The 11935-nt window shown below is 66.1% G+C and carries 12 protein-coding genes and 1 pseudogene; 12 read left to right on the top strand and 1 reads right to left on the bottom strand.

Features of this window, described 5'->3' with window-relative positions:
* Positions 1-154: 154 nt before the first annotated feature.
* From AC5RU7_RS17545 to AC5RU7_RS17490, 12 genes and pseudogenes are all read left to right on the top strand, one after another.
* Positions 155-1162 (top strand): annotated as a pseudogene (locus AC5RU7_RS17545) (transposase).
* A gap of 216 nt (positions 1163-1378) precedes the next feature.
* A complete protein-coding gene (locus AC5RU7_RS17540; RefSeq protein ID WP_494053300.1) occupies positions 1379-2122 on the top strand; it encodes an IclR family transcriptional regulator in 744 nt (247 codons plus the stop codon).
* Between the two features lie 112 nt (positions 2123-2234).
* A complete protein-coding gene (locus tag AC5RU7_RS17535; RefSeq protein WP_494053299.1) occupies positions 2235-3425 on the top strand; it encodes a 4-hydroxybenzoate 3-monooxygenase in 1191 nt (396 codons plus the stop codon).
* Between the two features lie 349 nt (positions 3426-3774).
* Positions 3775-4641, top strand: a complete 867-nt coding sequence (pcaH, locus tag AC5RU7_RS17530; protein ID WP_494053298.1) for a protocatechuate 3,4-dioxygenase subunit beta — start codon at positions 3775-3777, stop codon at positions 4639-4641.
* A 4-nt stretch (positions 4642-4645) separates the two neighbouring features.
* Positions 4646-5203: a protocatechuate 3,4-dioxygenase subunit alpha gene (pcaG, locus tag AC5RU7_RS17525; protein ID WP_494053297.1), complete on the top strand. Its 558-nt coding sequence runs from the start codon at positions 4646-4648 to the stop codon at positions 5201-5203.
* Positions 5200-6696 (top strand): lyase family protein, encoded by a 1497-nt coding sequence (locus tag AC5RU7_RS17520; RefSeq protein ID WP_494053296.1) that lies wholly within the window; start codon positions 5200-5202, stop codon positions 6694-6696. Before pcaG ends, AC5RU7_RS17520 begins: the two co-directional genes overlap by 4 nt.
* Positions 6689-7519: an alpha/beta fold hydrolase gene (locus tag AC5RU7_RS17515; RefSeq protein WP_494053295.1), complete on the top strand. Its 831-nt coding sequence runs from the start codon at positions 6689-6691 to the stop codon at positions 7517-7519. The genes AC5RU7_RS17520 and AC5RU7_RS17515 overlap by 8 nt, the downstream gene beginning before the upstream one ends.
* Complete coding sequence (gene pcaC, locus AC5RU7_RS17510; RefSeq protein ID WP_494053294.1) at positions 7516-7941, top strand: 4-carboxymuconolactone decarboxylase; 426 nt, start codon at positions 7516-7518, stop codon at positions 7939-7941. Before AC5RU7_RS17515 ends, pcaC begins: the two co-directional genes overlap by 4 nt.
* Positions 7938-9155, top strand: coding sequence for a thiolase family protein (locus AC5RU7_RS17505; protein WP_494053293.1), 1218 nt, complete (start codon positions 7938-7940; stop codon positions 9153-9155). Before pcaC ends, AC5RU7_RS17505 begins: the two co-directional genes overlap by 4 nt.
* A 6-nt stretch (positions 9156-9161) precedes the next feature.
* Positions 9162-9854 carry a 3-oxoacid CoA-transferase subunit A gene (locus AC5RU7_RS17500; RefSeq protein ID WP_494053292.1) on the top strand — a complete coding sequence of 231 codons (693 nt, stop codon included), beginning with the start codon at positions 9162-9164 and terminating at the stop codon, positions 9852-9854.
* Position 9855: 1 nt separating this feature from the next.
* The gene (locus AC5RU7_RS17495) at positions 9856-10542 is read left to right on the top strand and encodes a 3-oxoacid CoA-transferase subunit B (RefSeq protein WP_494053291.1); all 687 of its coding nucleotides are present in this window, start codon (positions 9856-9858) and stop codon (positions 10540-10542) included.
* A 46-nt stretch (positions 10543-10588) separates the two neighbouring features.
* Positions 10589-11404 carry an IclR family transcriptional regulator domain-containing protein gene (locus tag AC5RU7_RS17490; RefSeq protein ID WP_494011124.1) on the top strand — a complete coding sequence of 272 codons (816 nt, stop codon included), beginning with the start codon at positions 10589-10591 and terminating at the stop codon, positions 11402-11404.
* A 242-nt stretch (positions 11405-11646) separates the two neighbouring features.
* Here AC5RU7_RS17490 and AC5RU7_RS17485 read toward each other — a convergent pair.
* Positions 11647-11935, bottom strand: a 289-nt coding sequence (locus AC5RU7_RS17485; RefSeq protein ID WP_494053290.1) for an alpha/beta hydrolase, incomplete at its 5' end; no start/stop codon positions are given.

The raw sequence follows: 11935 nt of genomic DNA, 5'->3' as shown, positions 1-11935 counted from the left end.
GCCCGGCCCACATCGGTGACTTGATCAAAAGATTGTCCGCCCCCGCGGGGGCGTGGCTCGTCACAGTGCTGTTCCGAAGTGACCTCTACCCGGACTGGTACCGGCGCCTAACGGCCTGACATGTCCGCGAAATGAGGAAGGTGCCAGAACCGCTATGACTAGCGTTGCGTATTCCCGCTCGTTTGTCCTGGGTGTCGACACCGACGCCCGGAAGCACGTTTTCGCCATCATTGCGCGGCAAGCGGCGAACGGATCGATAACCGTGATTTCCCAGCGACGGGCGCCGGGATCAACCGTGTCATTGCTTGGGTTGCGCGTCGCACCGAGGCCGATGGCCACTCTATGGGTGATTGAGGGCGCGGCTTGTTATGGTGCCGTGTTGGCCGGTGCTGTCGCAGCTGCCGGCTACCAGGTTGACGCGCACCGGATCGCTTCCGCCGTCCTTTCCTTGGAAAAGGATAAGTTGCGCCGGCCACGGTTGAACGAAGGGGTCCGCGCAGCGTTGCGGGTCCTTGCAACTGCGCGTCATTCGATGACAACCGGCCGGACCAGGACCGTGACCGCGTTGACCGCGCCGCTCCGGATCAATGATTTGGGTTTGGATGCGCGCAAGTCGTTGAGCGGAAGTCACATACTGGAGGTGTCTCGGTGGCGGGTCCGTGAAGAAGCTCTTGCTGTATCGGTGGCCCGCTCTGAAGCGGTCAGACTGGCTATGCGCATCGGCGACCTTGACGCTGAGATCAAAGCAAACGGCTCCCGGATCGCCGGACTGGTTGAGGTAACCGAAGCGGCGCCGCTGCTGCAGGAATCCGGCTTCGGACCGGTCACGGCAGCTATTTGTCTTACCGCTTGGTCTCATCAGGGCCGGGTACGTGCCGAGGCGGCTTTCGCCTCCCTGGCCGGGGTCAACCCCATTCCCGCTTCATCTGGAAATACCGTCAGTCATAGGCTCAACCGCGGCGGCGACAGGACCCTGAATAAAGCCCTTCACATGGTTGCTGTTACGAGGATGGCGTTCGATCCAGCGACCGTCGAATGCGTAGCGAAACGGCAAGCAGAAGGGCGAACCAAGAAAGAAATTCGTCGGTGCGTGAAGCGCTACCTCGCCCGACGGATCTACCGCACACTCAATGCCAGCAGTCCCCAGCCATTGCTACGTTGACAACCATAGAAGAGTCTGTGAGGCAGCTCATGTATTTGTTATAGGTCATTTGGCGCATACAAACTATTCATCGGGCAAATACTTTTACCGGCTCATGGAATGTACTAGGTCTCTAGGGCTTCGGTGCTGCCAGCGCACGTGCTCCGCGTCCTGATGAGGGCGAGGTAGCTGGCAGGATACGCTGGGGCTATCCCTAGGGAAGGGCAGGTCTAGGCAGTGGCTAATTCAGCCTCTGGTGATTCCGTAGTGGATCGGGTTGTCCGGATTATCTCGGCTTTTCCGCAGGATGTCGGTACCCTCCCGTTGTCTGAACTGGCGGCCCGGGCCGGGCTGCCGCTAACGACTGCCCACCGGCTGGTGCGACAGTTGGCCGAGCATGACCTGCTGGAAACCGCGCCAGGAGGCATGGTACGTCCGGGCGTGCGGTTATGGGAGCTGGTCAATCGGACCTCGCCCACCCTGGCTCTGCGGGAGGCGGCCATGCCGTTCATGGAGGACATCCAGCAGGTCCTGAACCAGAACGTGAACCTGGCGGTGCTGGATGGCTGGGAGGCATTGTTCGTCGAAAGGCTCTCGCGGCGCGGGTCGGTGGCAAACCGCGCGCAGGTGGCAGGGCGGATGCCTGTCCACATCACGTCTGCAGGGCTGGCGCTGATGGCGCACCAGGACAAGGCCCTGCAGGCGGAGTACCTTGACCAGTTCAGCGACCCCGACGGTAAGGTCACTGTGGACGCGCTGCGCGCGCTGCTCAGCGAAACAGCGCATCTTGGCTTTGCCCAGCTGAAAGGCGTGGTTGATCCAGACACCTGGGGGATTGCGGTCCCCGTCCTCAACCGCCGGCAACGTGCGGTGGCCTCACTCGGCGTCGTGGTTCCCTTGCGTGAGATGCGCCTGCAGGCCCTGGTTCCGGCCCTGCAGACGGCAGCGCGGGGCATCGCCCGCGCACTCGGTAATCCCTGACGCTTCCCATTGAACGGAATTGCTGTTACAGCTGTCACTCCTGCTGCCGCACACTGATTGCCAGATACGGCAAATCCGGCCCGCAGGGCCCCGCAATGAAGCGAGACAAACCATGGCAACACGACAAATCATCACCACCCAGGTGGCCATCATGGGAGCCGGCCCTGCCGGACTGATGCTCTCCCACCTGCTGGCCAAGGCCGGTATCGACTCCACCGTTATCGAGGTCCGCAGCCATAACGAGATCTCCGAAACCGTCCGCGCCGGCATCCTCGAACACGGAACGGTCAATATGCTCGTGGACAGCGGCGTCTCGGACCGGGTCCTGCGTGACGGGGACCGCCACGACGGCATCGAACTGCGCTTCAACGGGGAGAGCCACCGCGTGGACTTCAAGGACCTGGTGGGGGAGTCCGTGTGGCTGTACCCGCAGACAGACGTGTTCCTGGACCTCGCCGCCCGGCGGGAAGCCGACGGCGGTGACGTCCGCTACAGCGTCACGGACACCGCAGTGCATGACCTGGAAAGTAAGCCGAAGGTCTGGTTCACCGACGCCGAGGGTGTGGAGTTCGAGATCCAGGCCGACTTCCTGGTGGGCGCTGACGGTTCCCGCAGCCACTGCCGGTTCCAGATCCCGGAAGCGCACCGCAAGTGGTACTTCCGCGAGTACCCCTTCGCCTGGTTCGGCATTCTGGCCGAGGCCCCGCGCAGCTCAGACGAACTGATCTACGCCAACTCCGCCAACGGCTTCGCTCTGATCAGCCAGCGCACCGAGACGGTGCAGCGGATGTACTTCCAGTGCGACCCCAGGGAAAACGTCGCCGAATGGGACGATGACCGGATCTGGGCCGAATTCCGCAGCCGGGTGAACGGCAACGGCTTCGAACTGAAGGAGGGGCCGGTCATCGAAAAGATGGTCCTGCCGTTCCGCAGCTTCGTCCACACCCCCATGCGCCACGGCAACCTGTTCCTGGCCGGCGACGCCGCGCACACGGTCCCGCCCACCGGCGCCAAGGGCCTGAACCTGGCCATCAACGACGTCAAGGTCCTCTTCGAGGGGCTGGACAGCCACTACAACTCCGGCTCTGACCTCCTGCTGGAGGCCTATAGCGACCGTGCCCTGGAGCGGGTGTGGAAGGCCCAGCAGTTCTCCTACTGGATGACCACCATGCTCCACACGCCCGCCGACGCGGACGACTTCTCCCGCGCCCGCCAGCTCGGCGAGCTGCACTCGGTCGTGTCATCCCGGCACGGCATGGCGTACCTCGCGGAGGCCTACACCGGCTGGCCCCCACGGCAATGAGACGGGAGGCTGAGTCCGATATGTCCAGTCCCTAAGCACCGTCACAAGAATCGACTTTCGTACAGGAACTATTTATTACGTTCCTCCTGTTCGTCAGGCGAACTATTGTACGCTGAATGAACGAGAGCGTAGACTGGCTCACAAGTTGGGCTAGCCAGCCCTGAACACATGCTGCCTGCGTGACCGCATCAACAGGAGGCCTTATAGGCAGCTTTCATCGCCTTGGCTGTCTGGTCGATATGGATACTTGCCAGCACGCATTCCCGTTAAATGCGGTAATGGCCAACAAAACTTAAAAGTGCTCCACGCCATTGAAACTTATGCCCAAAACATCCGAAAGGAGCCAGCCGTGCCGCACGAATCAAACGCCCCCACGGACGAGGCTGTCCCGGCTGCCGAACCAAAGGCAGGACATGCGCCCCTGGACGCAGCCGTGGAAACCCAGCAGGAGCTCAGCGCAGAGATTAACGGCCTGGCCGACGCCTACGCCCGTGCCCTGAAGGACGGCGCCCCGGCGGAAACCCAGCCCCGGCTGGACTACCCGCCGTACCGCAGCAGCATCCTCCGGCACCCCACCAAGAGCCTGCACCACGCGGACCCGGAAACCATCGAACTGTTCTCGCCGGCCTTCGGCCACCAGGACGTCCACGCCCTGGAATCGGACTTGACCATCCAGCACAACGGGGAACCCCAGGGCGAACGCATCATCGTGGCCGGCCGGGTCCTGGACGGCGACGGCCGCCCGGTGGCCGGGCAGCTGGTGGAGATCTGGCAGGCCAACGCCTCCGGCCGCTACATCCACAAGCGCGACCAGCACCCCGCACCGATCGACCCCAACTTCACGGGCATCGGCCGCTGCATCACCGGCCCGGACGGCTCCTACCGTTTCACCACCATCAAGCCCGGCGCGTACCCGTGGAAGAACCACCTGAACGCGTGGCGTCCGGCGCACATCCACTTCTCGCTGTTCGGCACCGAGTTCACCCAGCGCATCATCACCCAGATGTACTTCCCCGGCGACCAGCTCTTCCCGCTGGACCCCATCTACCAGACCATCGTGGACCAGGACGCCCGCAACCGGCTGGTGGCCAGCTACGACCACAGCCTCACCGAACCGGAGTGGGCCCTGGGCTACAACTGGGACATTGTCCTGACCGGTCCCAAGCGGACCTGGACCGAAAACGAGGCGCTGGGCGCAGAAAGTGATCAGGAGTAGTCACATGAGCACCAAACTGGTTCCCACACCGGGGCAGACTGTGGGCCCGTTCTACGGCTACGCGCTGCCGTTCGAGAAGGACAACGAGCTCCTTGCCCCGGGCTCGCCCGGTTCCATCCGGCTCCAGGGCACCGTGTACGACGGCGCAGGCGAGCCGGTGCCGGACGCCATCCTGGAAATTTGGCAGCCTGACGCGGAAGGCAAGATTGTCCAGCAGACGGGCTCGTTCCACCGTGACGGCTACACCTTCACCGGGTGGGGCCGCTGCGCCGTCGGCTACACCGGCACCTACACCTTCACCACCGTCAACCCCGGACCCACCAAGCCCGGCGCGGCCCCCTTCATCTCGGTGGCCGTCTTCGCCCGAGGCCTGACCAACCGGCTCTTCACCCGCATCTACCTGCCGGAAAACGAAGAGGCCCTGGCCAACGATCCGCTGCTGTCCTCCCTGGACCCGGAACGGCGCAAGACCCTCATCGCCCGGCGCGATCCCGACGGCGGCCTGACCGTCGACATCCGCCTCCAGGGCGAGGGCGAGACCGTCTTCCTGGACTTCCAGTGACGGACGCCGCTGCCCCCGACACTGCTGCCGGCGCAGGTGCAGGCCTGCTCCGTCCCGCCTCGGCGTCACCCCTGGTGGCGGCGTTGACGGGTGACGGGGCGGTGCTGGCCGCGATGCTCGCCGTCGAGGCCGGCTGGGCCGCGGCGCTGGAACAGGCGGGCCTCGCACCCGCCGGTTCCGCCGCCGTCGTAGCGTCCGCCGCCGAACCGGGCCGCTATAACCCCGCCGATATCGCGGTGCGCGCCCAGGGCGGCGGCAACCCTGTCATCCCGCTGCTGGCGGACCTCCGCCGGCACGTGACGGCGCTGGATACCTCTAACGGAGGCGCCGACGGTGTTGGTGCCCTGCGTGCGGTGCACACCTCGCTGACCAGCCAGGACGTGCTGGATACGGCGCTGGTGCTGGTTGCCCGGAACACCATCGAGGCGTTGCTGGCTGACATGAAAGGCACGACGGCGGCGCTTGCCGCCTTGGCGGAACAACATGCGGACACGCTGTGCGTGGGCCGGAGCCTGACGCAGCATTCCCTGCCCTACACCTTCGGGCTCCGGTCAGCGCAATGGTTCCACGGGCTGGCGGCCGCAGGACGGCAGCTCGCGGCCCTGGAGTTTCCGGTCCAGTTTGGCGGGGCGGCAGGCACGCTTGCCGCCGGAACAGTGCTGACGGAAGGCTCGGCGGCCACCCCGTTCAGTCTCGCCGATGCGCTGGCTACCCAGCTGGGCCTCGCCCCCGCCGCCGCGCCCTGGCACACCAACCGGCTGCCCATCACGTCCATTGGCAACGCCGTGGCCGCAGTACTGGACGCCCTCGGCAAGATCGCGGCGGACGTCCTGTTCCTCAGCCGCCCAGAGGTGGCAGAGGTGGCCGAACCCCGCGCCGCCGGCCGGGGTGTCTCCTCTGCCATGCCGCAGAAACAAAACCCCGTCCTCTCTGTGCTGGTCCGCAGCGCAGCCCTCCAGGCACCCAGCCTGGCAGCCCAGCTGCACCTGGCCGCCGCAACCTTCAACGATGAGCGCCCCGACGGCGCGTGGCACACCGAGTGGCCCGCGCTCCAGCAGCTGCTGGCCCTGGCACTTGGTGCTGCCGGACACATCCGGGAGCTTGCCGAAGGCCTGCAGGTCCACCCGGACGCGATGCGGCACAACCTGGACCTGGCCGGCCCGCTGCTCCTGGCGGAGGGCGTCAGTGCCGCCGTCGGCCCGCTGCTTCCGGAGCTGGACGGTAAGAGCGGCAAGCAGCAGGTGCAGGACGTGGTGGACCAGACCCTGCAGGCCCAACCGTCCGAACAGGCGTCCACCTACCGGAAACTGCTCCGGGACGCCATCCCGGCCGGCCTGCTCACCGACCTCCGGCTCGAGGAGCTCCTGGACCCGGCCAGCTACCTTGGCCAGTCCCGGGAAATCTCCCGGCGGATCCTGGCCGCCTACCCGGACTTTGCCTCCCCGGACCTCCCCCCTTCAGCTACCGACGCGAACGGAGCACACCGTGGCTAAACCCGCCCTCAAAGCCGCACTGCTTTCACCCCAGCGCCCCCTGGGGGACCACCCCCTCCTGGTGGTGGGGTCCTCGCTGGGCACCTCCTCCATCCTCTGGAACCGTACCGCCTCCCTGCTGGGCAACGACTACGACGTGGTGGCCTGGGACCTGCCCGGCCACGGCGTCTCACCGGCCATCAGCGAAACCTTCGACGTTTCAGACCTGGCAGAGGCCGTGGTGGACCTCGTCGACTCCATTGCCCCCGGCGAAGCCTTCCACTATGCCGGTGTGTCGCTGGGTGGTGCCACCGGCCTGCAGCTGGGCATCAAGCACGGTGAACGCCTCAAGAGCCTGTCCGTGCAGAACAGCGGCGCCAAGCTCGGCACCCCCGAGGGATGGCTGGAACGCGCCGAAACGGTCCGTACCCAGGGCACCCCCGTGATGATCCAGGGTTCGGCGCAGCGATGGTTCGCCCCCGGCTTTATGGACCGTGAACCGGAGGTCAGCAGCCGGCTCCTGCACGCCCTGCGCGACACCGACCGGTTCAGCTACGCCCTTTGCTGCGAGGCCCTGGCCGGGTTTGATGTCCGCGCCGAACTTGGCAGCATCCGGGTCCCCACCCAGGTCATTGCCGGTGCGCTGGACGGCGTCGCGCCGCCGTCGAAGGCTGAGGAAGTGGCCGCCGGGATCAGCGCCGGCGGCGGCACCGCAACAGCCGTCACCCTGGAAGGCGTGGCGCACCTGGCTCCCGCGGAGGCCCCCGCGCACACCGCCGAGCTGATGCGCAGCCTGCTGGCTTGGGCCGAATCACAGGCCGAAAAGACCGGAGGAAGCAGATGAGCGGGACGGAGAGGCACGGTGTGGTCCAGCCGGACGCCACCAGCAAGGAGATTTACGACGGCGGCATGGTGGTCCGGCGCGAAGTCCTGGGTGACGCGCACGTGGACCGGGCCAACGCCAACATGGACAGCTTCACCGAGGATTTCCAGGACATGATCACCCGGATCGCGTGGGGCGGCATCTGGACCAGGCCCGGCCTGTCCCGGCAGATGCGCTCGGCCGTGACCCTCACCGCGATGGTGGCGCACGGGCACTGGGAAGAACTGGCCATGCACATCCGCGCGGCGATCACCAATGGCCTGAGCAGGGACGAGATCAAGGAAGTCCTGCTGCAGACCGCCATCTACTGCGGAGTGCCTTCCGCCAACACCGCCTTCAAGACCGCCCAGCAAGTGTTTCGAGAAATGGACACCACCCCATGAACCAGGCTTTTGTGTACGACGCCGTGCGCACCCCGTTCGGCAAGTTCGGCTCCGGCCTCGCCGCCGTCCGCCCTGATGACCTCGCCGCGCACGTGATCAGGGAGTCCGTGAAGCGCGCCCCGGCGCTGGATCCGGAGCGGATCGACGAGGTTGTCTTCGGCAACGCCAACGGCGCGGGTGAGGAGAACCGGAACATCGCCCGGATGGGCACCCTGCTGGCCGGCCTGCCGGTATCGATCCCGGGCACCACGGTCAACCGGCTCTGCGGGTCCTCCCTGGATGCGGCGATCATCGCGTCCCGGCAGATCAATGCCGGCGACGCCGAGCTGGTGCTGGTGGGCGGGGCGGAGTCGATGTCCCGTGCCCCCTGGGTGCTGCCTAAGACGGAGAAACCGTACCCCGCGGGGGACATGACGCTGGCGTCTACGACGCTGGGCTGGCGGCTGGTGAACAAGGCGATGCCGAAGGAGTGGACCATCTCGCTGGGTGAGGCCACCGAGCGGCTGCGTGAGAAGTATGGTGTGACCAGGGAGGCGCAGGACGAGTTCGCTGCGGACTCGCACAACCTGTCCGCCGCGGCGTGGGACGAGGGGTTCTATGACAACCTGGTGGCGCCGGTGCCGGGTACTGACCTGGTGCGGGACGAGGGCATCCGCCCGGGTTCCACTGCCGAGAAGCTGGCCGCGTTGAAGACGGTGTTCCGCCACGAACCCGAGGGTGCCGAGGTGGGCGGCACGGTCACGGCCGGGAATGCGTCCCCGTTGTCCGACGGCGCTTCCGCGGCCTGGATCGGATCCGAGAGTGCCGCCGGGCTGCTGGGCCTGGACCCGCTGGCCCGGATCGCCGGGCGCGGTGCGCACGGCAATGATCCTCAGTACTTCGGTTACGCGCCGGTGGAGGCGGCGAACAAGGCCCTCGCCAAGGCGGGCATCGGTTGGGACCAGGTGGGCGCCGTCGAACTTAACGAAGCGTTCGCCGCGCAGTCCCTGGCGTGCATCAACGCCTGGGGCATCGACCCCTCCATCGTGAACCGGCACGGCGGCGCCATTGCGATGGGCCACCCGCTGGGTGCATCCGGGACCCGGATCCTCGGGACCCTCGCCCGGTCCCTGCAGGCCTCGGGCGAACGCTGGGGCGTTGCTGCGATCTGCATCGGCGTCGGGCAGGGCCTGGCCGTGGTGCTTGAAAACGTCACTGCCGGAGTGAAGGGCTAAAGAGCGATGCTGGAATTCATTGACACTGTTGGCGAGGCCGTGGCCGGGATCAAGGACGGCTCCACCGTGATGATCGGCGGGTTCGGCAACGCCGGGCAGCCGTTCGAACTGATTGACGCGCTGCTGGAGTGCGGTGCCACGGGTTTGACCGTGGTGAATAACAATGCCGGCCAGGGTGACCAGGGCCTGGCGCTGCTGATCAAGGAGGGCCGGGTGCGCAAGATGATCTGTTCTTTCCCGCGGCAGTCCGACTCCTGGCACTTCGACGCCAAGTACAAGGCCGGCGAGATTGAGCTGGAACTGGTGCCGCAGGGCAACCTGGCCGAGCGGATCCGCGCAGCGGGGGCAGGGATCGGCGGGTTCTTCACCCCTACCGGCTACGGCACCATGCTCGCCGAGGGCAAGGAAACCCGGATCATCGACGGCCGCGGCCACGTGTTCGAAACCCCCATCCACGCCGACGTCGCACTGATCAAAGCCCTGAAGGCCGACGGCAAGGGCAACCTGGTCTACCGCAAGACCGCCCGCAACTTCGGCCCCATCATGGCGGCCGCGGCCAAGCACACCATCGTCCAGGTCTCCGAAATCGTCCCCACCGGCGGACTGGACCCGGAAAACATCGTCACCCCCGGCATCTACGTCAACAGCATCGTCCAAGTGGCCGGCAGCAGCGCCGGCACGAACCCGAAGGCGGCCTGACATGAGCCTCACCGAAACCAGCATCAAGACCTCCGAAACAGCCCTCAACCGGGACGACCTCGCCCGCCTGGTGGCCCGCGACATCGCCCCCGGGTCCTTCGTGAACCTCGGCATCGGCCAGCCCACCCTGGTCTCCAACTACCTCACCGCGGAACAGAACATCACCCTCCACACAGAGAACGGGATGCTCGGCATGGGACCCGAAGCAAAGGGCGACGAAATCGACGGGGACCTGATCAACGCCGGCAAGATCCCCGTCACCGAACTCCCCGGCGCCTCGTACTTCCACCACGCCGACTCGTTCGCGATGATGCGTGGCGGGCACCTGGACATCTGCGTCCTGGGCGCGTTCCAGGTCTCCGTCACCGGTGACCTCGCCAACTGGCACACCGGCGCTCCGGGCGCGATTCCCGCCGTCGGCGGAGCCATGGACCTCGCCACCGGCGCCAAGGACGTCTTCGTCATGATGACCCTGCTGACCCGCGAGGGCGCCTCCAAAATCGTGGAATCCTGCACCTACCCGCTCACCGGCGTTGGCTGCGTCACCCGCGTGTACACGGACAAGGCCGTCTTCCTCACCGGACCCGACGGCGTCACCGTCCGCGAAACCTTCGGCTGCACCCTGGAGGAACTCCAGGAACTCGTCCCCGTTCCGCTCAAGGCCGCACCCGCCGTCGCCGGCGGCTGAGCCCGGGGCGGGAACCTGGCTCTCCACCGCCATAGGATTGGGAACCATGACCACAAGAGCAGCCGACGGCGGCACCCCGGTGGCACCGCAGGCGGGCGACCAGTACGTTCAGTCGCTGGCCCGCGGGCTGGCCGTCATCCGTGCGTTCGACACGGATCACCCGCTGATGACCCTCACCGAGGTGGCAGCCCGGACAGGCCTGACCCGGGCCACGGCGCGCCGGTTCCTGCACACCCTGGTGGAGCTTGGCTACGTGCGGACCGACGGCAAGACCTTCGCGCTCACGGCCAAGGTCCTGCAGCTGGGTTATGCGTACCTTTCGGGATTGTCACTGCCCCAGCTTGCACAGCCGCACCTGGAGGAGCTGTCCCTGAAGCTGGGGGAGTCCACCTCGGCTGCCGTGCTGGACGGCACCGATATCGCCTACATCGCCCGGGTGACCACGCGCCGGATCATGACCATCGGCATCACGGTCGGCACACGCTTCCCGGCGTATGCCACGTCCATGGGCCGCGTTCTCCTGGCGCACCTGCCACCCGCGGACCTGAAGGCGTACCTAGCCGCCGCAGACATCACGCCCCTTACGCCGCGGGCCCTGGGAACCGTCCCGGAACTGCTGGCCGAGCTGGAAACGGTCCGAACCAAGGGCTGGTGCGTGCTGGACCAGGAACTGGAGCTGGGGCTGATGTCGGTCGCCGCACCCGTGTATGACGGGCCCAAGGTGGTCGCTGCGGTGAACGTGTCCCTGCAAGCCCAGCCGGTGGACGCCAAGGCCGACCGGGATGCCTACCTTGACTTCGTGGCGCAGGAGACCGTTGCCACGGCAAAGCTCATCTCCGCGGACCTCACCGCCCGCGGTTAGCGCCCCTTCTTCCCGGTACGAATTACCGTCGGGGACGTTGTTGAAGGAGACGGTCGCATAGTAGTCTCTGCCCAGTCCCGCCAGTCGTGCTGTTCCAGCCGGGTGACATCGTATGGGCAGGCTGTACCCGGCCCGGCGCGCAATCCGTACATTCATGCTAGCTGCCGGCCGGGCAGATCTGCCGCCTCGGCGCCGCATAATGGCCACCAGTGCGGTCTAGGGCTTTCTTTGCCCGGAAGCCCCTACTTGGAGCGAATCAGGTCAAGCAGAGCAGGCAGCCTTGTGATGCCATCTTCTGCCATGAAGTGTCGTGCTCCCGGGTGGACCTGCAGGCGTGCGCTTAGACGTCTGGCGAGATCATCGGATGCTTCCGGCGGCACGAAAGGATCTGTGTCAGAGCGAAGTACTGTTCGTTTCCGAATGCTCGTTGCCATCCGCTCTACGGCAACGTCAGTTGCGAGGAAACCATCGAGTTCCGGCAATGTTTCCAGTGGTTCAGTGAACCCGGCGACCAACACGAGACCGCCCAGC

Source organism: Arthrobacter sp. K410C (genome assembly GCF_059090105.1).
The sequence above is the reverse complement of the archived record's forward strand: the minus strand, read 5'-3'. Positions and strand labels throughout refer to the sequence as shown.

Bases quoted from the DNA above. Each gene is read 5' to 3' on its own strand.
- AC5RU7_RS17535 (WP_494053299.1), top strand. From the start codon at position 2,235: ATGGCAACACGACAAATCATCACCACCCAGGTGGCCATCATGGGAGCC.
- AC5RU7_RS17495 (WP_494053291.1), top strand. From the start codon at position 9,856: ATGAGCCTCACCGAAACCAGCATCAAGACCTCCGAAACAGCCCTCAAC.
- AC5RU7_RS17500 (WP_494053292.1), top strand. From the start codon at position 9,162: ATGCTGGAATTCATTGACACTGTTGGCGAGGCCGTGGCCGGGATCAAG.
- pcaC (WP_494053294.1), top strand. From the start codon at position 7,516: ATGAGCGGGACGGAGAGGCACGGTGTGGTCCAGCCGGACGCCACCAGC.
- pcaG (WP_494053297.1), top strand. From the start codon at position 4,646: ATGAGCACCAAACTGGTTCCCACACCGGGGCAGACTGTGGGCCCGTTC.
- AC5RU7_RS17490 (WP_494011124.1), top strand. From the start codon at position 10,589: ATGACCACAAGAGCAGCCGACGGCGGCACCCCGGTGGCACCGCAGGCG.
- AC5RU7_RS17505 (WP_494053293.1), top strand. From the start codon at position 7,938: ATGAACCAGGCTTTTGTGTACGACGCCGTGCGCACCCCGTTCGGCAAG.